The organism is Chitinophaga eiseniae (genome assembly GCF_900167135.1).
GTDB classification, from domain to species: Bacteria; Bacteroidota; Bacteroidia; order Chitinophagales; family Chitinophagaceae; genus Chitinophaga; species Chitinophaga eiseniae.
In genome coordinates, this window is the sequence record NZ_FUWZ01000002.1 from 1,503,989 (window position 1) to 1,525,957 (window position 21,969).

A 21,969-nucleotide genomic window follows, 5' to 3' on the forward strand; every position below is an offset into this window, starting at 1 on the left:
AAACAATGGGAAGATGCCAACGTCATCTTCCCATTTTATTTTTAACTTACTGCTATGAGATCTGTTTTACTGCTTTCCGCCATCAGCCTGTCTTTACAGGCATCGGCCCAAACGGCCGCCATCAGCAAGTGGGCCAGCCGCTCCCTCTTACATCAGCAACCACTGGAACAGGCGCATGTGGGGATCTCTATTTATGAGCCGGCCACCGGGAAATACTGGTACCAGTACCAGGACGATAAGTTTTTTACACCCGCTTCCAACACCAAAATATTTGCGCTGTACGCCGGCCTGAAGCTGCTGGGCGACTCGCTGCCGGCCGCCCGCTACTATGAAAACGATACTGCCGTCTTTGTGAAAGGGATGGCCGATCCTTCTTTCCTGCATCCTGATTATACTTTTCAGCCGTTGTTGCAGCTGCTGCAACAAACCGCAAAACAGATATACCTGGTGCCGGCCAATAATCTCAACAAACGGTACGGCCCCGGGTGGTCCTGGGCGGATTATGCCGATGATTACCAGCCGGAACTGACGGAGTGGCCCATGTATGGTAATGTGGTCCGGATCTATCATCATGGCGATACCAGCAAAATAATGCCGGCCCTTTACGACCTGGAAACAACGGAAGACCGCACCATCACCAAAATCAGCACCGAGCGGGATGAGCGAAACAATCTTTTCTTCCTGAAGTATAACCCTGCTTACAAAGAAGTATCCACTACGGAGGTGCCCTTTATTACAGGGACTGAACAGGAACTCCGGCAACGGTTACAAGACACGCTGCATAAGCGTATAGGCCTTGCCGTTGCTCCGCAGCCGGCATCGTTTCAGTTACTGAAAAGTATTCCGGCGGACTCCCTGTTTACGCCGATGATGCACCGCAGTGATAATTTCTTCGCAGAGCAAACGCTGATGATGGCATCCGCCAGCCTCTGGGATACGATCAGCACTAAAAAGATGATCAGCTGGCTGCTGGAAGGAGACCTGAAAGACCTGCCACATGCGCCGCAGTGGGTGGATGGTTCGGGCTTGTCGCGTTATAACCTGATCACGCCGCGCGACTTTGTCAGCGTGCTGAACAAGATGTATGCGCAATATCCGCAGCGGCGGTTATGGGATATTTTCGCTACCGGCGGAAAAGGCACGCTGCGCAATTATTACCAGCAGCAGTTTGTACATGCCAAAACGGGAACCTTGAACGGGGTAGTGGGGCTGAGCGGTTACCTGGTGACAAAAAAGAATAAGACGCTGATATTCAGTGTACTGGTAAATAATCACCAGGATACGGCTACGAGCGTACGAAGAGCGGTAGAGCGGTTGCTGACGATGATCTGGAAGGAATACTAAACGGTTCAGGGCTTGAGAATATAAGATACCAGTTTGATAGTATCGTCTGCCTGGTCTGCTTCAATAAGGCCGATACCTTTGGCGTAGTAGCTGGTGGAGATAGTGCCGATGGTGACCGGGTTGTTAAGCACAATAGCGGAGGCGTCCAGCTTTACAGCGATCACGTCGGGATAGTTTTTCCCGTTAACGGTTTTGGTGACGCCTTTTTGTACGATGGTATGCTGCAGAACGGCTTTGGTAGTAAGCGTACCATTGCTGATGGTGACGGTGTCTGACCAGCTGCTGCCCATGGCGGCAGTTTCTTTCAGGTAGGTAAGTTGCAGACTGTCCGCTTTATATCCCTGAAAAGTGAAGATACTGGCTATTTGTGTGTAAATACCGTCTTTGCAGCTGGAGCAGAAGAATACGCTGTCGTCGCCTACCATTTTGTAAGTGTTGCCGTTGACAGTGGTGTCTCCGGAAACAGTCAGGGTATACGCAAGCGTGTCCTGGGTGAGGTTCACATCAATATAAGAAAAGGAAGAGCCGGTTGTATAAGGGGCATAATCGCAGGTGGGGAATCCTGTCCCGTCATGGCTCATTTCTTTACTACAGGCGATTAGCAATGCGCAGCCTGCCAGAAACAAAAAGAATACGTGGAGGTGCTTCATAAACAATAGATCTGGTTACTGTATAACGTTCAGTGCTATGAATTTATGCAAAAAGGCCGATAGTTTTTTGGACTATCGGCCTTTTTGCTTGTATAACGATTTTAAGTTATTCTATTCTTACTTTAAATGAGCCACTGACGGGAGCAGTAGTATTGCCCGGTATTTTTTGGACGTTCCCGGAAAAAGTGCCTTCGAGGTATTCGCCTGCTATCCCGGTGCGGGTGATGGTAATATTCAGAGACTCACTGAAGTAAGTGCCATCGTTCATAGCGACCGTAAAGTAGCGGGACACGCTGGGGCCTGTTTGAATACCCGACAGCTGTATATTGATCCGAATGAGCCCTCCTGGTGTTTTCTGAGCGGCGGAGAGGGAATAGATGCTAACGGTAGATGTGTCCGAACGGTAGGACGTAAACAGGACGGAATCTGCCGGGGAGGTAAACGTGGTTGTCTGCCCTTCCAGCAGGAGCGAGATGGTACTAACCTGTATCACGTCACAAGCCTGCAGGTCGCGTGTGTAATTGCCCGGTGCCAGCTGGAAAGTGGACGTTGACATTTTATCGGCGGTTTCGTCTATGGGGTTCAGCACCACCGTTGCCGCACCAGTGGCGCAGCGCAGAATGGAGGTGGCGTAATTACCGTTCTGAATAGCTGTTTCGTAGTGTACGCCGTTTACCTGTATGTTGACCAGCCCTTTGGTAACGGCAGCGCCGTCGCAGGTGGTCACTTTGCCGCTGAGGGCTAACCTGGCGTCAGGATCGATGGACACGTTGAAGGTGCCGGCGTTGGCGTCGGTGGACCAGGGGCCGGCATTTTTAGAGAAGATAATTTTGCCACATTGGTCTTTCACAGAGATCGTTACCTGTTCATTGGCAGGAACGAGGCCGCTTACTTCACCCGCTTCATCGGTGTAGCCGTAGCTGCTGCTGTTATTGTTACGGGTAAGCTGTATCGCGGTGTAAGCCAGCGGATTGTTTTTATCGTCTTTGAAAACAGCTTTGAAATTCACCATCGGGAACTGTGCGTCACAATTCCAGAAGGAGAAGTGTTTCACAGTACCGACATAACTGTCGCCCATTTTTTCTGCGCTGCCTTCCTGTTCCCACAAACCGGTGCTCTCATTGAAGTGCCACAGTGGAATGACCGCCGGCGCTGTTTTCCGCAGCGTGGCGGGTATGACCATACGGAAGGTAACGCTGTTGGTGCCGTCGGGATGCAGTTTTTCCCCGGTTGCTCCCTGCAGCTCCAGGGCCATCATTCCGAAGGACTGCAAGGCCACCAGTTCATTTTTATCATTGACAGCGCGTAAGTCGCCGGGCATAATGTCTGCGAAGTCATTACTTTCAGGATTGATGAAAGCATACGACAGCGTGGCTTGACCCTTGTAAGGTTTGTTGGCCGCGTCCAGTACCTGGTTGGGCACGAAGATGAACTGCGCGTTAGACGCCGCCACTACGCCGCCGGCGGTAGCGTCAAAGGTACCGGCGGTAGTTTTGGGAAGCAGCTGTACCTGTACAAACTGGTCCCTACCGGGAGCGGTTACACGAAAAGTACGGATACCGTTAAAGTATCCTGCTTTCTGCACGGTCACTACTGCTGCGGCTTCCGTCATGTTCACTTCCTGGAAACGGAAAGCGCCGTACTGATCGGTGATGGTGTTCTGGTCGCCGCATACTACGCGTGCGCCCGCCAGGGGATCATTATTGGCGTCGGTAACAATACCCTGTACGCCTGCCTGTACTTTTTTATCGGAGATAGGAGGGGCGCCGGTAGTGGGATTGTTGGTTTCAGGGGGATTGTCTGCTGTCACCATTCTTTTGTCGCAGGCCGAGAGCAACACGATACAGCAGGTTAACAGCCATAAAAATCTTCTGGTCATAGGGATGAAAGTTCTGTTGATAACTAATGAGGTAAAGACACGCAAATATAAAATATACTTTTTATGCAGGAGCATTTTAAAAAAAGGCGTAAAAAACACACTTATTTTTAGAAAATAATCAAGTTATTTCTGAATATCTTGCCACAAGGTAAGATTACCACTATGTTATGGATTAAACTATTTATTGAAAAACAGTAGAACGTAGCATTTTTATCACCCAAAAATCTCATTTATGAATCCACGTTATGCGAAGGCAATGCTATTGCTATGCCTTTCCGCCGCCTCCTCGGGGCCGGTCGCTGCCAGGGCTTTAGTGCCTGCGGTATGGCAGCAGGCCAATCCAACAGTAGAAGGTAAAGTAAAAGACGTCAACGGGAATCCCCTGCCGGGGGTAACGGTGTTGTTGAAAGACAGCCAGCGCGGCGCCGTTACAGACGTTAAAGGAAGCTTCACCCTGAAAGATGTAAAAAAGGATGGAGTGCTGGTATTTCAGTTTGTGGGTTATGATCCACAGGAAGTAAAAGTAGAAGGGCGCACGTCCATTAACGTTGTTCTGAAAGAAAATCAGAAAACCCTGGACGAATACGTAGTGGTAGGTTATGGTACCCAGAAGAAGGTGACCAAAACCGGCGCTGTGGCCACCGTAAAGGGTGCTGAATTACAACAGTCGCCCAACGTGAACATCTCCAACTCATTGGTAGGCCGTATCCCCGGTATCATTGCCGTCAATAACAGCGGCGAGCCGGGAAACGACAACTCCCGTATTTTTATCCGCGGCCGCAGCACCCTTGGGGTAAGTACGCCGCTGTATGTGATTGACGGTATTCCCCGTGAAGGGTTTGCGCGTTTGGCGCCCGGCGACATCGAAAGCGTATCCGTCCTGAAAGACGCGGCTGCAGCTATCTACGGCTCCCGTGCGGCCAACGGTGTTATCCTCGTCACCACCAAACGCGGTAAGATAGGAAAGCCTACTATCAACTACGGATTTAACCAATCCTTCGTGTCGCCTACCCGCCTGCCAAAAATGGCGGACGCACCTACCTACGCCAGGCTGGTCAATGAAATACTCCAGTATGGCGGCGATGCGCCCCGCTTTTCGGAAGAGCAGATCAAAAAGTTCGGTGATGGCTCAGACCCCTGGTTGTATCCCAACACCAACTGGTATGATGCTGTTATCAAAAACACATCCCTGCAGAACAGGCATGACCTGTCCCTCAGCGGCGGTTCTGAAAAAATGACGTATTACGTATCGCTCGGAAGCCTCTTCCAGGACGGTATCTACAAGTCCAGCGCTACCTATTACAAACAACAGAATATCCGGGCCAACCTCGATGCTAACGTGAACGAATATGTGCACCTGCGTTTCGACCTGGCAGGAAGACTGGAAAACAGGCACTATCCGCCCCGCTCCGCCGGCTCCATCTTCCGCTCCCTCATGCGCGGACGGCCTACGGAAAATGCTATCTGGCCCAACGGTCTCCCCGGGCCAGACATCGAATACGGGGATAACCCGGTGGTAACCAGCACAGACGTCATCGGCTATACGAACGACAAAAACTATGTAGTCAACGGTACCCTCGGCGCCACCATCAATATACCCTGGGTACAGGGATTGTCTGTGGACGGAAACTTCGCCTATGATCAGAACTTCGCTTTCCTGAAAACATGGGTGAAACCCTGGACGCTGTATACGCTCGATCCCAACAGCCCGGACCACAAGCTGAACCCGGCCTCCAGAGGGGTAAGCGCTCCTGAGCTGAACGAGAGCTTCAACAGCAACCGCATGACAACGGTGAACGTGAAACTGAACTATGTACGTTCTTTTGGAAAACATAACCTGAGTACTTTCGTCGCTTTTGAACAGGCAACTTTCGACGGTGATACCATGCTGGCCAACCGCCGGTATTTTATCAGTGATAAGCTCGATCAGCTGTTTGCCGGTGGCGATAAAGAGAAAAACAATGGCGGCACCGGTTTTTCCTTCGCCCGTCGTAACTATTTCGGCCGTATCTCCTACAACTATAAAGAAACTTACCTGTTCGACTTCAACGCCCGTTATGATGGTACCCAGAATTTCCCGAGCAACAGCCGCTTCGGTTTCTTCCCCGGCGCGTCTGTAGGCTGGGTGGTGTCTAACGAAAACTTCTGGAAAAGAGGCGTGCCCGCAGTGGATTACTTCAAGATCCGCGCGTCATGGGGCCAGATGGGGAACGACCAGATCCCGTCTTTCCAATACCTCAGTACCTATGGCTTCAGCGATGGCGGCGTGATGTTCGGCGGCGACCTGAACAAAGGTATCTACCAGCTACGCTCTCCCAACGAAGCCATTACCTGGGAAATGGCCAACAACTACGACATCGGTATCGAAGCATCACTGCTGGGTGAAAAGCTGTCCCTGGAAGCGGACTACTTCTATACCCGCCGCGCCAACATCCTCGTGAGCCGCAGCCAGTCTATGCCTGCCTATACGGGCATGACCCTGCCACAGGAAAACATCGGTAAGGTGGAAAACAAAGGTTTCGAAGTGGTGCTGAAACATAAAAACGACATCAACAAATTCCATTACGAAGTAGTCGGTACCGTTACCCATGCCCAAAACAAAATCCTGTTCTGGGATGAGGTGCCCAATGTTCCGGAATGGCAGAAATCTACCGGCAGGATGATAGATGCGCCCTTGTATTATAAAGCCATCGGTATTTACAAAACACAGGAGGAAGTAGACAAGTCGCCCCACATCAGCGGCGCCCGTGCCGGAGATGTCATCTTTGAAGATGTTGACGGCAACGGTGTTATCGATGACCTGGACCGCATCCGGGTAAACCGCACTGAAAATCCCACGTGGATTTTCGGTCTCACCCTGAGCGCCAAATACAACAACTTCGATTTCACCATGTTATGGCAGGGCGCTACCGGCGCCAGCCAGTATCTGCATACCGAGTCCGGCCTTATCGGCAACTTCCCCGAAGCCTATATCAAAGACCGCTGGACAACGGAGAATATCAACGCTTCATGGCCAAGGGTGAATGACCGTGACCGCGAATACTGGGTAAACCGCCAGAACACTTTCTGGTTCTGGAAAACAGACTATGCCCGTTTGAAAACGCTGGAACTGGGCTATACTATTCCCGGTATGGCGATCAAAAGCATCGGTCTGCAAAAACTGCGTGTATACGTGAGCGGTCAAAACCTGGTTACCATCGACAATGTAAAAATATTTGATCCGGAAGCGCCTATGGGCAGCGGCCAGTTTTATCCGCAGGTGAAGATTTACAATGTGGGATTAAATGTTACTTTCTAAACAACAAGCCATGAAAAAATCAAACATCATACAATATCTGCTGGCGGCGGGATTACTGTTGGCCTCCGCGGCGTGTAAAAAGGACTTCCTCGAGAAGAAACCGCTGACAGAATACGAGGAATCAGATGTATGGAAAGACCAGGGCCTGGTACAGGCTTTTGTAAATGACCTCTACGTGCAGATGCGCCCGGGGTACCTGGAAGTGATGCTGGCCTCTATGACAGACGAAGCGCGGTTTATCCACGACTATAACACCTCCCGTGTGGTGCAGGGTAACGTATCGCCCGACGATATCGGCAGGCTCAGTGATTTTGCCCGCTGGGATAACCACTATAAAGAGATCCGGAACTGTAACATGTTCTTCGAAAAAATCGATCAGGCGCCCATTGACGGGACTACACGCAACACCATGAAAGGCGAAGTACATTTCATGCGGGCCTGGTATTATCACATGCTGGTGAAATACTATGGCGGTGTGCCGCTGATCACCAGAACTTTTAATGTAAAGGGAGATGAACAGGTGATCCTTAATATCAAGCGTGCTACTTATGACGCCTGCGTTAAATTTATCTCCGACGAATGCGACAGCGCCGCAAAGATGCTGCCCACTGTGTATGAATTACCGAAAGACAAAGGCCGTGTTACCAAAGGCGCTGCCCTGGCGCTGAAATCAAGGATGCTGCTGTATGCCGCGAGCGATTACTTTAATAAAAACGTGAAAAGTCCGCTGATGGGATACACATCCGGCAGCCAGACCGATCGCCTGCGCGCTGCTAAAAATGCCGCCAAAGCGGTGATGGACATGGGCATCTATGAACTGTACCATCCTACAGATTCCGCAGCGGAGAACTACAGCCGTATCTTCCTGGATAAAGATCATAAAGAGCTGATTTTTATAAAACAGTACGATAAAGCGCTGTTGGGCACTTCCCATGACCTCTACAACGGGCCTAATGGTTATCATAACTGGGGCGGTAATGTGCCACTGGAAAATTTTGTGACAGGTTACCAGATGAGAGACGGCTCTGCGTTTTCCTGGGCCAATGCCGCACAAGCCAAAGCGCCGTATGTAAACCGTGATCCTCGTTTTTATGCTACCATCCTTTACGATGGGGCTAAATGGAAACCCCGTCCGAAAGACGGTGCTGAAGTAGATCCTATCGGTGTGATACAGACCGGTAAGTACGAGCCTAAAAACGGTGGCAGGGACAGCGTATGGGGGTTGGACACCCGTAACAGCACCATCGAAAACTGGAACGGTACCTTCTCCGGGTACTACCTGCGTAAGTTCATGGATAAAAACCTGGACGCACAGTTTTTCAGGGGTGATCAGAACTGGATCTTCATCCGTTATGCCGAAGTATTGCTGAACTACGCAGAGGCAAGCATCTGGCTGGGCGAGTATGCAGACGCGCTGCCGGTGCTGAATGCAGTACGCACCAGGGCAGGCATGCCGGCCACCAATGCTACCGGCGATGCGCTGAAAGCGGTGCTGAAATATGAAAGAAGGTATGAACTGGCTTATGAAGAACATCGTTTCTTCGATGCACGCCGCTGGGTGACAGACGCCATGACTTACTTCAACGGCAGTGCGCTGGGCATTGAGGTGCTGGGCTCGCAGATCGCCAACCATCCTTTTGTATACAGACCTATCAGTATCCAGAGCCGTACTTTCAAGGAAAAGGATTATTTGCTGCCTATTCCTGCCGCGGAAATCAGGAAGAACAGCAACCTGGAACAGCAGGTGCCGTATAAATAAGTGAGATATTTGCCTATATAAAGAAAGATGAGGGTGTCTCTGTAACGGAGACGCCCTCTTGTGTTTTTTCTCACCCGTAAATCTCGTAAAAGAAGCCCCAAATAATGTAACAGATATGTTGCCGTATGCCGCGAACTTTACACCATAATTTTAATCATTATGGAAATGAATCACCACCACCACGGGCACCATAAACAGTATGAACAACCTTCACCCGTAGTCATGAAACTGATCGCCGGCGCTGCCGGCCTTATGACCGGTGAAAACGCCAGATTGGTATTCAGACCGGTGAACAGCCATCACCCTGAGGCCTCCGTTCCATTAAGCATACAGCATGAAGCCGAGTTTCACCTGATTATCGTCGATAGCCAGCTGACATCTTTCGGGCACCTGCACCCGCAGCGCGCTGCCGATGGTAACTATTTCATAGACGTTACTTTTAATCATGCAGGCCAATACCTCGTTTATGCCGATTATCAGGCAGAAGGGTATACACCGCAAACAGACCGGCTGACACTATTGGTAGAAGGCCGGGAGCAACAGGGCGCTGATGAAACGAACGAAAAACTTTCCGCAGTTACTGACGGGTTGTATCTTGCTGTCGCAGCAACAGCTCCTTTTGTGGCAGGAGCAGAAAGCCACATTCCGGTAACTATCACAAAAGATGGGAAGACATTGAACGCTGCCGACATCGATCCGTACCTGGGCGCTGTGGCACATATTATTTTAATCGGCCGGGAAGACAAGGATTTTCTGCATATCCATCCCATGTCAGACAGTCAATTTCCTATTATCGGCCATACGATGTTTCCGAAGGCAGACATTTACCGTATGTGGATACAATTTAAAACAGAAGGGGTATTGCATACGGCCAACTTTACGTTACACGTAGGCAACGCTGCAGCGGAAGTGGCAACCGGCCATGGTCATCACCATCACCACTAGCCGGTAAACGCAGGAGGAACAAAAAAGGGCGCCCGTCGGCGCCCTTTTTTGTTTGGATCAAATATCTCCGTATTATACGCCGAGAGACCAGCCGTCGCGATAGGTACGTTTCACGAACTGATTGGCTTCGTCGAAGTTGGTGATCTTCATATTGGCGCCGTCCCAGAGCAGTTTGATATAACGGCCCGGGTAGTCGTAGCCTTTACCGGAGGCTTTCGCCTTGCGGATGTCGAAGCTGCGGATAGCGAGGTTGGCCATCAGTACAGTTTCTGTCAGCGGACCGGCAATGTCGAACGGAGAGCTGAGTGTTTTCGCCAGTTTACTGTTATAGCCGGCGATGGCAGCGTTTACCCATTGCACATAGTGTCCTTCCGGCACGCGGGCAATTGTTTGCGGCACGTTTGCTTCGGCGGTGCGGGAAGTAGGCAGCAGTTTGGGGTACATACCGTAGGTGCCGCACATCATCTTGCCTTTATCGCCGATGAAGACGGCGCCGTTGCCGCCGTCGCCCATCACTTCGTTGGGGCCCAGTTCTTCCGGACGTTCCGGCTGAATACCGCCATCCATCCAGTGCAGTGTCACTTCTTTACCGTTTTTGCCGGGGAATTTCATGATCACATGAGAAGATGGAGGGCAGCTTTCGGGGAAGTAGCCGCGGGTGAATTCACCGACGTACACGCTGCCTACGCTGCATTCTACGGAAGTGGGGTAGCCAAGGCCCAGTACGCGGAAAGGCGGTTCAATGATATGACAGCCCATATCGCCGATGGCGCCGGTGCCGTAGTCCCACCAGCCGCGCCAGTTGAACGGCACGAGGTTGTCCACGTAGTCTTTTTTGGGTGCGGTGCCCAGCCAGAGGTCCCAGTTCAGTTCTTTCGGAACTTCTGCTTTGCCGGTAGGCCATGCAATGCCCTGCGGCCAAACGGGGCGGTCTGTCCAGCAGTATACGGTATGTACGTCACCGATCAGGCCGGCGTTGTACCATTCCATCAGCTGACGAACGCCGTCGCCGGAAGCGCCCTGGTTACCCATCTGACTTACCACCTTATGTTTCTGGGCGCCCTGCGTGAGCATACGCGCTTCATAGATGTCATGCGTCAGTGGTTTCTGCACATATACGTGTTTCTTCAGCTGCATAGCGCCCATGGCGGCTACGGCGTGTGTGTGGTCCGGAGTGGACACGGAAACCGCATCAAAATTTTTATGCTCTTTATCGAACATCTCCCGGAAGTCGGCGTAGAACTTCGCTTTCGGGAATTTCTTAACGGCATCGGCCGCACGACGGGTATCTACGTCGCAGAGGTAAGCAATATCGGCGGGGCCTGCAGCAAATCCGGTAAGATCGCTGTAGCCTTTACCGCCAACACCGATACCGGCAACGCGCAGACGGTCGCTTGGCGCGGTATAACCTCTACCCAGTACATGACGTGGAACGATCATAAATCCCGCCGCGGCAAGGGCGCCGTTCCTCAGGAATGATCTGCGGGACACCTGGTTGTTCCCGCTCTTTTTTTCTGGAACCATGAGTGATATTCGTTTTTAGGTACTTATTAATGGCTTGATAATGATGAATCGCGGATCGCAGGGGCGAAGATAAAAGGCGAAACCAGTTTTTCTATGCCCGCTTATCAATGGACGCTCCGGATTTATCATTCATAACGTTTATTTAATCCCAGGTCATGATCTTGCCTCTGTCTTCTATCTTGAGGCAGGTGGCCAGGGTTTTTTCGTCGTAGGCATAACCGTATTGTTTCAGTACGTCTGCCGGTACCCCGTCCCATTCGTTGGGGGTATTACCCACATAACCGAGGTCTTTGATACCGATTTTGCTGGTGAAGAAACCGGTGGCGGTCAGGCTGCGCATACGGTTGAAGAAGGCCACCCCCTGGCTGTTTTCAGGAGCCGCCTTTTCGGGGTAGGCGATCAGGTCCACTACGGCTATCCGTTGCTCGGGGCTGCACTCCGCAAAGGACTTATTATAGCGTTTGGCGCATTGAACGTCGAGCCAGCGGAGACCGCCGCGCATGGGCAGCTGATGTTCCGGTATATCTTTTACGATAAACTCAATGAACTCGGGCACTTTCGCGTCGGAGGCGCTGCCGGAATGTTCATCTGCCGGTATAATAATATCTGCGAGAATGGTGATGGTCTTCATTTCTTCTGCGGTGAAGAATTTTTCTTCCATCAGGCCTTTGTCCCGCAGGGCTTCGTCGGGCGTGCGCCCGTAGCCCGGGGTGTTGCCCGCTTTGGCCTCGCCGGTGTTTTTTTTGTCTTCACAGCCGGTGGCGGATAAGATAGTGCCTACAGATAAAGTTCCCAGCGCAAGGGCTTTAAGGGATTCTCTTCTATCCATTTGGGTATTTTTTTATTTGGTTATTTGATTATTTACCGGGCGCTTTCGTTGTTTGGATCACCCGCTTCGGTCATTAAATAATCAGATAATTAAATGGCTAAATGATTACAGGTTTTGTTTTTTCAATTGGTCCACGATGTAGTCTGAAGCGCGCCAGGCGAGGGCGAGGATGGTCCAGGTCGGGTTTTTGTCCGCCTGCGACACAAAGGCGCCGCCGTCTACCACGAACAGGTTTTTTACCTCGTGTGACTGGTTGAATTTGTTGAGCACGGAAGTAGCCGGGTTGTCGCCCATACGGGTGGTGCCCACTTCGTGGATGATACGGCCGGGGTTTTCCAGTCCGTACATGGTGTCTGCACCGGCCTTGGTACCGGAAGGAATGCCGCCCATTTCAACGATCAGCTGTTCAAACGTGTCCTGCATATGTTTGGCCTGTTTGATCTCATGATCGCTCCAGGTATAATGGAAGCGCAGCACGGGAATACCGTATTTGTCTACCACGTTCGGATCTATTTCACAGTAGTTGTCTTCCCGGGCAATACATTCGCCTCTGCCGGCGAAACCGATATAGGCGCCATAATAACGGCGGTAGTCGTCTTTCAGCGATGCGCCATAACCGCCGGCTGCTTTGGGTTTGCCATCGCGGCCGGGGTATTTGCCGTTCATATTTTCGAGGCCAAAGCCGAAGCCGTAGGAAGGCATGTGCATGCCACCGCCGAGTTCAATATGGTAGCCACGGGCAAAATCCAGTTTTTTATTGTCGGCCCACCATGGGATGTACACGTGCATGCCGCCTACACCGTCTTCGTTGTAGCGTTTGCGGTCCATCAGGGCGGGTACGAAGCCGCCGCGGGACGCGCCGGTGGAGTCATGGAGATATTTACCCACAACGCCGCTGGAGTTGGCAAGGCCGTTAGGATGTTTGGCAGATTTGGAATTGAGCAGCAGGCGCGCTGATTCGCAGGCGCTGGCAGCGAGTACCACTACGCGGGCGTTAACGGAATACTCCTGCATGTCGGATTTATCGACGTAGGCCACCCCTGTGGCCTTGCCGCTGTCGTCAGTGAGCACTTCCCGTACCATGGCGCCGGTGTAGAGGTCTACATGACCACTTTTCATGGCAGGTTTGATCAGTACGGAGGACGAGGAAAAGTCGCCGTACACGGTACAGCCGCGGCTACACTGACTGCAATAGAAGCATGGGCTACGGTCTTTGTTGACGGAGCGGGTGAGAATAGACAGGCGGGCGGGAATCACGGGAAGGCCCATTTTTTCGCCGGCGCGTTTTACCATCAGCTCGTGGAGCCTGGGTTTGGGAGGAGGTAGGAAGAAACCGTCCGGTTCATTGGGCAGGTTTTCTTTAGAGCCGAAAACACCGATCAGCTTATCTACCTTGTCATAATAAGGCGATACGTCCTGGTAACTGATAGGCCAGTCGTCTCCCAGTCCGTCATAACTTTTATGTTTGAAATCGCGTTCTCCAAAACGAAGGGAAATACGGCCCCAGTGGTTGGTGCGGCCTCCCAGCATACGGGAGCGGAACCAGTCAAATGCTGTCCCGTTCTTTGTCGTGTATGGCTCACCGTCAATCTCCCATCCGCCGTAGGCGGCATCAAAATCGCCGAAAGGGCGGGTAGTGCTGGCGCCTCTTCTGGGAGATTCATAGGGCCATTTCAGTTGAGTCGCCTGCTCCGGGTCTGCCGGATCATATTTTGGCCCCGCTTCCAGGAGCGCTACTTTAAGCCCGGCCTCTGATAATATTTTGGCTGTCATGCCGCCGCCGGCGCCAGATCCAACAATACAAACATCATAAAGCTTAGCCTGTTTTTTAATTTCAAAAGCCATCTGCGTGGAAATTTTTAGACTTTATTTAAAGAACACCGGTTTTAAATCTATAAATTAAATGCGTAAAAAGCTGTCTTTTTTTTATGAGTGACCAGACACCCTACATCATCGGCGCAGATATTGGCACCAGTAGTGCTAAAACGATTGGGCTGAGGCTTCAAAACGGAGCGGTGGCAGGCGTATTTCAACAGGCTTATGCCACCCGCTACCCGCAGCCGGGATATGCGGAGCAAGATCCGCTGCTGTTGCTGGATGCGGTGAAAAAAGGTATCCGTGAAGTGGTGTCCCGGGCGGGGCATCCGCCGGCGGCCATCTCCTTCAGCAGCGCCATGCACAGCATTATGGCGGCAGATGGCGATGGCCAGGCGCTTACGCCGCTGATCCTCTGGGCCGACAATCGCAGCGAGCCGCAGGCGCTGGCCCTGCGCGACACAGAAGCGGGGAAAAGGCTGTACCGGCAGACCGGCACCCCGGTACATGCCATGTCGCCCCTCTGTAAGTTACGCTGGCTGCGGGAACAGCAGCCGGCACTTTTCGCCCGGGCGGCCATCTTCCCGGGTATCAAGGAATATATCATACATCATTTTTTCGGGAGATATTATAGCGATCATAGTATTGCCTCCGCTACCGGGCTGTTTGACATTGCCGGGCTGCAGTGGAGCCGGGAGGCGCTGGACTATGCCGGTATTACGGCCGCGCAGCTGCCGGAGCCGGTACCGGCCACTTTCCGGCTGCCGCCCTTATTACCCGCGGTGGCTGCGGAACTGGGCATACCAGCCGATACGCCTTTCATCATCGGTGGTAGCGACGGATGCCTGGCCCAGCTGGGCAGCCACGCGCTGGACCCGGGGCATGCCACCGTCACCATCGGTACCAGCGGGGCGGTACGCATGGCTTCTTCCCGGCCACAGACAGACGCCCATGGCCGCCTGTTCACCTACCTGCTGACGGACGACGTCTATATCACCGGTGGCGCCACCAATAATGGCGGCGCGCTGCTGCAATGGCTGGTGCGCGATTTCCTGCGGATGCCGCTGACAGCCCTGCAACCGCTGGTGGACGAGGCGCTGCAAACAGACACCGGTCCTTTGTTATGCCTGCCCTACCTGCTGGGGGAGCGGGCGCCTATCTGGAACAGCCACGCTACCGCAGCTTTTGTGGGCATACAACCCGGTCATACCGCGGCGCATTTTATGCGGGCCATGCTGGAAGGGATCTGTTTTGCGCTGTTGAGCATCCGCCAGGCGCTGACGGAAACTGCCGGACCGGTACGCCGGATATCTGTCAGTGGTGGATTTACCGCTACCCCGGGATGGATACAGTTGCTGGCCGATGTTTTCGGGCAGGAGATGACGCTCGATCAGCAGAACGACGCCTCGGCGATGGGAGCTATTATATTGGCTGCCAATGTGTTGCAGTTGCCGTTTGGGGCCTGGGAAGGAACGCCGGCGATGATTTTTTCACCCGACAAAGAGAAATATGAGGGATATCAGCAAAAATACGGGCGGTTCCTGCGACTGTACGAGGCGGTGAAGGAAATTTAGCCATTGGGTTATTTTGGTATTTGGTTATTTAGAAGCCCCTCAATCAACGGGTTCGTCAATAACCAAATATCAAAATATCAAAATATCAAAATGATTTAGTTGCCTCTTTCGAACATCCGGGCCAGGTCCGTGAGTTTGAATGAGATGAAGGTGAACTTCCCGCTGGGCGCCACATTGGGCATGCTGCAGGCGAAGAGTTCATCGATCATGTTCTGCATTTCACGGGCAGACAGGATTTTGCCGGCCGGGATGGCGTTGTTGCGCGCCATAGAGCGTACCAGCTGTTCGCGGCGGTTGATTTTAAGCTCACTGAAGTTTTTAAACTGCTCCAGGAGGCCTTCTATCGTTGCCTGGTCATTGCCAGACTGCATATCGGCGGGGGTACCTCTTACGATAAAGGTATGGTTGCCGAAGGGTTCCAGTTCATAGCCCAGCGCCTGGAGTTCGGGCAGCATCTCCGTGATCAGCACAGCGTCTGCGGGAGGCAGCTGCAGGGTCTGGGGGAAGAGGCTTTGCTGGGTGGCCATCGGTGTTTCTTCGAGGGCGCGCTGGTAGCGTTCAAACAGGATACGTTCGTGGGCTGCCTGCTGGTCTATCAGGATGAAGCCTGATTTTATCTGGGACAGGATAAACTGCTGATGTACCTGCACCGGCACTTTCTGGTCGGTGGCGGTGTCCTGCCAGCGTTCGTCGATCACGGAAGCCGTGGCGTGGGGCTGGCTTTCGTAGGTCACGGCCGGGCGGGTTTCCGGCTCCACGGTATAGGAGCTGATGGTGTAACCTTCGGTTTCCGGCGTGTTTTTATTGCTTTCGTACAGGTCTTTCCAGTGCTTCAGATTGCTGCTGTTGCTGCTTTTGTCAATCATATGGGCCTGGTTGGCCTGTGTAAAGGATTTATAGAGGGGGGAATGGGTGTATTCCTCCTGTTGTTGTTTGGTGAAGGGTTTGCTCACTGCGTCCAGGGCCTGTATGCTGGGGTCCAGGTCGAAATCGAGCGTGGCGGTCACATTGAACTGTGCCAGCGCGTGTTTCACCGTTGCCTGCACGAAGGCGTACATTACTTTTTCATCGTCGAACTTGATTTCCTGTTTGGTCGGGTGTACGTTGATGTCCACATGTTCGGGGTTTACATCAATAAACAGGACGTACAGCGGGTAGCTGTCTGCCGGGATGATATCTGCGAAAGCGCTCATCACTGCGTGGTGCAGGTAAGGGCTTTTGATGTACCGGTTGTTGACAAAAAAGAACTGGTCGCCCCTGGTTTTTTTGGCTGTTTCCGGTTTACCGACAAAACCGTATACGTTCATATAGTCGGTACTTTCCTTCACATTGACCAGGCGGGCGTTGTAATGCTGCCCCAGGATGGCGATGATCCGCTGTTTCAGGGAGCCTTTATCGAGATGGAACAGTTGCTGGTTGTTGCTGGTGAGGGAGAACTGCAGTTGGGGGAAGGCCATGGCCACCCTGATAAACTCGTCCACAATATGTCGCATTTCTGCCGCGTTACTCTTAAGGAAGTTGCGGCGGGCGGGCACATTGAAAAAGAGGTTTTTCATGGCGATGCTGGTACCTTCCGCGGTCTGGCAGGGTTCCTGCTTTTTGATCACGCTGTTGTCTATCTCTACATAGGAACCTACGTCGGCGCCTTTTTTCCGGCTTTTGAGTTCTACCTGGGAAACGGCTGCGATTGAAGCGAGGGCTTCTCCTCTGAAACCCATGGTCCGGATCTGGAAGAGGTCATCTATGGATTGTATCTTAGAGGTGGCATGGCGCTCAAAGCACATACGGGCATCTGTTTCGCTCATACCGCCACCGTTATCGATTACCTGCACCAGTTCTTTGCCTGCGTCTTTTATGATCAGCTGAATCTCCGTCGCACCTGCGTCCACGGCATTTTCCAGTAATTCTTTTACCGCTGATGCCGGTCTTTGTATCACTTCGCCCGCAGCTATCTGGTTCGCTATATTGTCTGGTAATAAATTGATGATGTCCGCCACTTAACTAGCCTTTTGGCGTAAAGTTAATAATTTATACGCAGTTGCTCGCGGGTGATTATCAGACTGTTTGAAACATTTAAGCACGGGATTTGCGAAATACCAGGTTGATTTGCAGGAAATAACAATCCATTAAGCCAGTTCATACGTAATTTATTAAGAGAAAAAATATTCATCAGGCCAACAGAGAAAAATACAATGATAGTGTTAATGACCCGTTAACGGAAACAAAACGCTATGCATGAACCTGCAGAATCTGATAATTTTGAGCATCTTATTAGTCACCAACTGAACAGACCCACGCTAAAAAGCGACAAAAAGAAATCAATGGAAGAAGGAAAAAAGAAGGGAGAAGTTTACTCCCATTCGGATACAAGTAAGGTTAACTTAACGGATGACGAATGGAAAAAGATCTTACCGCCGGAAGTTTATAACATCGCCAGAGAGAAGGGAACAGAATGGGCATTTACCGGCAAGTACTGGAATAGCAATGAAAAAGGGACCTATTATTGTGCAGCCTGTGGCCATCCGCTTTTTGTATCCAATGCCAAATTTGAGAGCAGCTGTGGCTGGCCCAGCTTTTTTGAGCCGGTAGCCAAAGCCAGCGTCATCTATGCCCCCGATAACAGTCATGGCATGCACCGCACCGAAGTATTATGCGGCCGCTGCAGATCGCACCTCGGGCATGTTTTTGACGACGGTCCGCCGCCAACAGGACTCCGCTACTGTATCAACTCTGTGATCCTGGATTTTGAACAGGCCACAGAAGCCGACAAGCAATATTCAGAAAAAGGAAAGGAAAAAGAATAACCCGAACTGTTTATCACTGATGCCAACAGCTCCGGAGGCACAATAAAAAGCGTATTTTTATTGTAATCAATTCACCGGAGTTATGAAAGTCTTAAAAGCACTTGCCTGGATTGTAGGTATTCTCTTGCTTGTACTGATTATACTCATTTTTGCTGCCCCAACCCAAATGCACGTGGAACGTACGGTGGAAATCAACGCACCGGCATCTGTCGTGTGGAATGATATTGTCCGGTTCGAGAAGTTCAACCAATGGAATACCTGGAAAATGATGGACTCCACCGCGGAATACACTATAACCGGAGACGACGGCACCGTGGGCGCTGTCAGCTCCTGGAAAGGCAAAAAGATAGGAGAGGGCAAACTGCAGCATCTCTCGCTCGATCCGTATAAATCCGTTCAGCAGAAACTGACATTCATTTCTCCGTTCCACTCCGAGTCGGACGTGTTCTTCCAGCTCTCGGAGGCTGCCGGCAAAACCAAAGTGGTATGGGGCTTCGACGCCCATTACGACCGCCCGCAGAACGTGATGGCCCTTTTTATGAAAGGCGCGCTGGAAGAAGATTTCGCCAAAGGGCTCAGTAACCTCAAAAGTATGGCAGAGGCCGATAAGAACGGCCCGGGAACGCCGAACGGGATCAATGTCACCGTACGGGAAATGGATTATCCCGCCACCACCTATGCTGCTGTCCGGAAAACCGTGCCTTTTAAAGGGATCTCTGATTATTACCGGACCAACCTGGAACAGATCTACAAAGCGGCCACAACCGCAAAGCTCCAGCCGGGCGTGCCTTGCGGCCTTTTTTATACCTGGGATGAAAGAAAACGGGAAACAGACATGGCGGCTGCCATACCGGTACCGGAAGGGAGCTCCTTGGGACCTGGATTCGAAATCATCAAACTGCCGGCTGCTCAGGCCGCCTATGTGGACTACTACGGGCCCTACGATAAAATCGCCAATGCCCACGTCGCCATCCAGCAGTTCATAGAAAAAAAGGGTAAAAAAGTAATTCCGCCCACCATGGAGATGTATGTGACAGATCCGGGCAAAGAGAAGGATAGTAGCAAATGGCTGACGAAGGTCATTTACTTTATGCAGTGAGCATCAGCACTAACGGAAAGAAATCAACGAAAAAAGCCGGCAAAAACGGAAAGACTATCTGGCAGAAGCAGTGGCGTAGGCGGTAGGTTCAAATTCTATGATCTCATACATGGCCAGCTGGTTTCTCTCCAGCGGATCTTCGCTCATGATCTGCTCCACTTCTTTGCGGCTCGAAGCCTGACAAAGGATCAACGCGCCGGATTTGGGCTTCCGCCTGCCCGACAGGATGAATTTGCCGTTATCATAATATTTTTGCAGGAACGCTGTATGCGCTTCCATAAAGTGCTCTACCGCCGCTACCGGTCGGATGTACTGTAGAAGAATCAGGAACATAAAGGTTTTTCGATGGTTTTAGATGTTTGTTTCATAGTAAGCAACAAAGGTATTAACTATAATGATCCCAAAATATTGTATGTGGCATTGCTGCCCCAAAAAAATAGAGACATATAAGCTACAAAAATATGCGTACTTTCGCACCACCGAAATACCACGATTGTGGGAATGTGCCGGTCAGATGGTCGGTATCCCTACCATAGTCAATTATTAACTCTTATATCTTTTATGAAAAGAACAATTTCCAAAGTTTTGTTAACCGCTGTAACTGCAGCGGTAGTGCTGTCGTCCTGCTCCACCAAGGTACCGGAAGAAAGTAAACACATCCCCAAAACAGCCGGCGTAGTGATTGACCTGAACGCCAAAGAAATTACCCAGAAACTGGCTACCAACGGGCTTACCATGGACAAGCTGTTTTCTGCCGTACAGTCTAAAGACACCTCCAGTGAAGCCATGAAAGCCTGGAAAGATGCCGAAAATTCCGGTGTTGACCTGAAAGGCCACTTCTTTGTGTCCTTCGTTTTCCCGGGCCAGGGTGGTGGCACCAAGTCCTACATCAGCGCCACTGCCAGCCTTGCTGATGCTGATAAGTTTGAGGCCTTCCTGAAAAAAAGTGAAAAAAACTTCTCCCTGAAATCCGGCAGCGACTTCAAATACATCGTGGAAGAAGAAAGCAAAGGGGTGGTTGCCTGGAACAAAGGCACTGTTATTTTCCTGACGGCTATCCCTGATGGTATTGATAAATATGCGCCAGCCGGCACGCCCGGTCTGCCAGGCGCTGACGCCGACTCCGAAGAGGTACAGGTAGATACCGCAGCCACCGCTACCCCGGTAGCCCTCGTGACTGCTGAAGAAGACGCTAAGACCAAAACCCTGGTAGCAGAAGTAGATCACCTCTTCCACCTGAAAAAAGACGAAAGCGCCGGCGTTATCGAGCCATTCGCCAAAATGCTGAAAGAGAATGCCGATATGAGCATCTTTATCAACCCGGAAGCGATCTATAACAGCGGGATGCTTACCATGATCCCGGCCAATTTCAAAAAACTGATGGAAGGCACCTATTATACCGGTACCTCCACCTTCGAAAAAGGCAGGATCGTTGCTAACGGTAACTACTATATGGGTAAAGAAATTGCCGGCATCTATAAAAAATACGGTAACAAGGAAATCGACCTGGATATGCTGAAGAAGTACCCTTCCCAGAATATCACCGGCTTTACCTCCTACGCTTTCGACTTCCATATGGTGGGCGAAATCGTTAAATCTACCGGCATGGACGGCATCGTTAATATGTTCCTGGCTAAATCCGGCCTGTCTATGGATGATGTCCTGAACGCCTTCGAAGGCCAGTTTACCTATGTGGTGTCTGACATGGCTGTTCAGAAGAAAGAATCCAAATACTATCCCGGTGAGTTCCACGACGAACTTACTTCCAAATGGATCTTTAACCTGAAAGTGGGCAACAAGGAAGCATTCAATAAAGTAATGACTTCCCCGATGCTGAAAGAGATGTTCACCAAGGAAGGCGACCGCTACGTATACGCCAATCCTGGTATGTCCGCTATGGGTATGCCGGCTGTGTCTATCACCGAAAAATTCATCACCGTAGGCTCCGACAGCGTACTGCTGCAGGAATACCTGGCCGGTAAAGGCAGCATCAAACTGCCGGAAGGCATCGAAAGCAAAATCAAAGGCAGCATGATGGGCGGCTACGCAGACCTGGAAAAAGTGATCGGCGCTATCCCGGAAGATAAAGCGGACAGCGATGAAGAAAAAGGCCTCCTCGTGAAACTGAAAGGCCTGCTGAAAGACGTTACCATGGTCGTTAAAAACACCAGCGGAGACGTTTCCAAATCTGAAATCATCCTCAACTTCAAAAACAAGGATGAAAACAGCCTGGTACAGCTGGTTAACTTCGGCACGGAAGCTGCCAAAGTAATGGAAGCTAAAAAAGCAAGACAGAAAGCAATGGAAGACAGCCTGTTCGCTGAACCGGCAGAGGGCGCTGTAGATGCCGCAGCAGATGCCGCTATTGCAGCTCCTGCTGTTGACAGCGCCGTTGTTGCACACTAAGCTGCATTGTTATCTTTCAAAATATCTGCACGGGCCGGAGCAA

The 21,969-nt window shown here is 51.4% G+C and carries 15 protein-coding genes; 8 read left to right on the forward strand and 7 right to left on the reverse strand.

Translation table 11 applies throughout. The annotated features are described in order from the left end of the window. Nucleotides 1-54: 54 nt before the first annotated feature. Nucleotides 55-1,344, forward strand: a complete 1,290-nt coding sequence (locus tag B5D63_RS15825) for a D-alanyl-D-alanine carboxypeptidase (RefSeq protein WP_078669747.1) — start codon at nucleotides 55-57, stop codon at nucleotides 1,342-1,344. A 5-nt stretch (nucleotides 1,345-1,349) separates the two neighbouring features. Here the strand turns inward: B5D63_RS15825 and B5D63_RS15830 are convergent, their stop codons facing one another. Both B5D63_RS15830 and B5D63_RS15835 read right to left on the reverse strand, forming a co-directional pair. Next, nucleotides 1,350-1,994 carry a hypothetical protein gene (locus tag B5D63_RS15830; protein ID WP_143312933.1) on the reverse strand — a complete coding sequence of 215 codons (645 nt, stop codon included), beginning with the start codon at nucleotides 1,992-1,994 and terminating at the stop codon, nucleotides 1,350-1,352. A 106-nt stretch (nucleotides 1,995-2,100) separates the two neighbouring features. Then, entirely contained in the window at nucleotides 2,101-3,873 is a 1,773-nt protein-coding gene (locus tag B5D63_RS15835; RefSeq protein WP_159456041.1) for a carboxypeptidase-like regulatory domain-containing protein, read from the reverse strand. Nucleotides 3,874-4,105: 232 nt separating this feature from the next. Between B5D63_RS15835 and B5D63_RS15840 the strand changes: the two genes are divergently transcribed. From B5D63_RS15840 to B5D63_RS15850, 3 genes are all read left to right on the forward strand, one after another. Next, on the forward strand, nucleotides 4,106-7,171 hold the full coding sequence (locus B5D63_RS15840; RefSeq protein WP_078669750.1) for a SusC/RagA family TonB-linked outer membrane protein: 3,066 nt from the start codon (nucleotides 4,106-4,108) through the stop codon (nucleotides 7,169-7,171). A gap of 10 nt (nucleotides 7,172-7,181) precedes the next feature. Beyond that, entirely contained in the window at nucleotides 7,182-8,930 is a 1,749-nt protein-coding gene (locus B5D63_RS15845) for a RagB/SusD family nutrient uptake outer membrane protein (protein WP_159456042.1), read from the forward strand. A 159-nt stretch (nucleotides 8,931-9,089) separates the two neighbouring features. Continuing rightward, a complete protein-coding gene (locus B5D63_RS15850) occupies nucleotides 9,090-9,875 on the forward strand; it encodes a hypothetical protein (protein ID WP_143312935.1) in 786 nt (261 codons plus the stop codon). A 72-nt stretch (nucleotides 9,876-9,947) separates the two neighbouring features. On the opposite strand, the gene B5D63_RS15855 is transcribed toward B5D63_RS15850, so the two are convergent. From B5D63_RS15855 to B5D63_RS15865, 3 genes are all read right to left on the reverse strand, one after another. Further along, the gene (locus B5D63_RS15855; protein WP_078669753.1) at nucleotides 9,948-11,399 is read right to left on the reverse strand and encodes a Gfo/Idh/MocA family protein; all 1,452 of its coding nucleotides are present in this window, start codon (nucleotides 11,397-11,399) and stop codon (nucleotides 9,948-9,950) included. A gap of 142 nt (nucleotides 11,400-11,541) precedes the next feature. Beyond that, complete coding sequence (locus B5D63_RS15860; protein WP_078669754.1) at nucleotides 11,542-12,228, reverse strand: gluconate 2-dehydrogenase subunit 3 family protein; 687 nt, start codon at nucleotides 12,226-12,228, stop codon at nucleotides 11,542-11,544. Between the two features lie 105 nt (nucleotides 12,229-12,333). Further along, complete coding sequence (locus B5D63_RS15865; RefSeq protein WP_078669755.1) at nucleotides 12,334-14,073, reverse strand: GMC family oxidoreductase; 1,740 nt, start codon at nucleotides 14,071-14,073, stop codon at nucleotides 12,334-12,336. Between the two features lie 83 nt (nucleotides 14,074-14,156). On the opposite strand from B5D63_RS15865, the gene B5D63_RS15870 reads away from it, so the two are divergent. Beyond that, nucleotides 14,157-15,617: a gluconokinase gene (locus tag B5D63_RS15870; protein ID WP_078669756.1), complete on the forward strand. Its 1,461-nt coding sequence runs from the start codon at nucleotides 14,157-14,159 to the stop codon at nucleotides 15,615-15,617. Between the two features lie 95 nt (nucleotides 15,618-15,712). On the opposite strand, the gene mutL is transcribed toward B5D63_RS15870, so the two are convergent. Beyond that, nucleotides 15,713-17,614: a DNA mismatch repair endonuclease MutL gene (gene mutL / locus B5D63_RS15875; RefSeq protein WP_078669757.1), complete on the reverse strand. Its 1,902-nt coding sequence runs from the start codon at nucleotides 17,612-17,614 to the stop codon at nucleotides 15,713-15,715. Nucleotides 17,615-17,938: 324 nt separating this feature from the next. Between mutL and msrB the strand changes: the two genes are divergently transcribed. Together msrB and B5D63_RS15885 are read left to right on the forward strand one after the other, a co-directional pair. Next, nucleotides 17,939-18,421: a peptide-methionine (R)-S-oxide reductase MsrB gene (gene msrB / locus B5D63_RS15880; RefSeq protein ID WP_143312936.1), complete on the forward strand. Its 483-nt coding sequence runs from the start codon at nucleotides 17,939-17,941 to the stop codon at nucleotides 18,419-18,421. A gap of 82 nt (nucleotides 18,422-18,503) precedes the next feature. After that, nucleotides 18,504-19,520, forward strand: coding sequence for an SRPBCC family protein (locus tag B5D63_RS15885; protein ID WP_078669759.1), 1,017 nt, complete (start codon nucleotides 18,504-18,506; stop codon nucleotides 19,518-19,520). Nucleotides 19,521-19,574: 54 nt separating this feature from the next. On the opposite strand, the gene B5D63_RS15890 is transcribed toward B5D63_RS15885, so the two are convergent. After that, nucleotides 19,575-19,853 (reverse strand): YciI family protein, encoded by a 279-nt coding sequence (locus B5D63_RS15890; RefSeq protein WP_078669760.1) that lies wholly within the window; start codon nucleotides 19,851-19,853, stop codon nucleotides 19,575-19,577. Nucleotides 19,854-20,081: 228 nt separating this feature from the next. On the opposite strand from B5D63_RS15890, the gene B5D63_RS15895 reads away from it, so the two are divergent. Continuing rightward, nucleotides 20,082-21,926, forward strand: a complete 1,845-nt coding sequence (locus B5D63_RS15895; protein ID WP_159456043.1) for a DUF4836 family protein — start codon at nucleotides 20,082-20,084, stop codon at nucleotides 21,924-21,926. Nucleotides 21,927-21,969 lie beyond the last annotated feature (43 nt).

Bases quoted from the DNA above. Each gene is read 5' to 3' on its own strand.
- B5D63_RS15825 (WP_078669747.1), top strand. From the start codon at position 55: ATGAGATCTGTTTTACTGCTTTCCGCCATCAGCCTGTCTTTACAGGCA.
- B5D63_RS15830 (WP_143312933.1), bottom strand. From the start codon at position 1,994: ATGAAGCACCTCCACGTATTCTTTTTGTTTCTGGCAGGCTGCGCATTG.
- B5D63_RS15835 (WP_159456041.1), bottom strand. From the start codon at position 3,873: ATGACCAGAAGATTTTTATGGCTGTTAACCTGCTGTATCGTGTTGCTC.
- B5D63_RS15840 (WP_078669750.1), top strand. From the start codon at position 4,106: ATGAATCCACGTTATGCGAAGGCAATGCTATTGCTATGCCTTTCCGCC.
- B5D63_RS15845 (WP_159456042.1), top strand. From the start codon at position 7,182: ATGAAAAAATCAAACATCATACAATATCTGCTGGCGGCGGGATTACTG.
- B5D63_RS15850 (WP_143312935.1), top strand. From the start codon at position 9,090: ATGGAAATGAATCACCACCACCACGGGCACCATAAACAGTATGAACAA.
- B5D63_RS15855 (WP_078669753.1), bottom strand. From the start codon at position 11,399: ATGGTTCCAGAAAAAAAGAGCGGGAACAACCAGGTGTCCCGCAGATCA.
- B5D63_RS15860 (WP_078669754.1), bottom strand. From the start codon at position 12,228: ATGGATAGAAGAGAATCCCTTAAAGCCCTTGCGCTGGGAACTTTATCT.
- B5D63_RS15865 (WP_078669755.1), bottom strand. From the start codon at position 14,073: ATGGCTTTTGAAATTAAAAAACAGGCTAAGCTTTATGATGTTTGTATT.
- B5D63_RS15870 (WP_078669756.1), top strand. From the start codon at position 14,157: ATGAGTGACCAGACACCCTACATCATCGGCGCAGATATTGGCACCAGT.
- msrB (WP_143312936.1), top strand. From the start codon at position 17,939: ATGGAAGAAGGAAAAAAGAAGGGAGAAGTTTACTCCCATTCGGATACA.
- B5D63_RS15885 (WP_078669759.1), top strand. From the start codon at position 18,504: ATGAAAGTCTTAAAAGCACTTGCCTGGATTGTAGGTATTCTCTTGCTT.
- B5D63_RS15890 (WP_078669760.1), bottom strand. From the start codon at position 19,853: ATGTTCCTGATTCTTCTACAGTACATCCGACCGGTAGCGGCGGTAGAG.
- B5D63_RS15895 (WP_159456043.1), top strand. From the start codon at position 20,082: ATGAAAAGAACAATTTCCAAAGTTTTGTTAACCGCTGTAACTGCAGCG.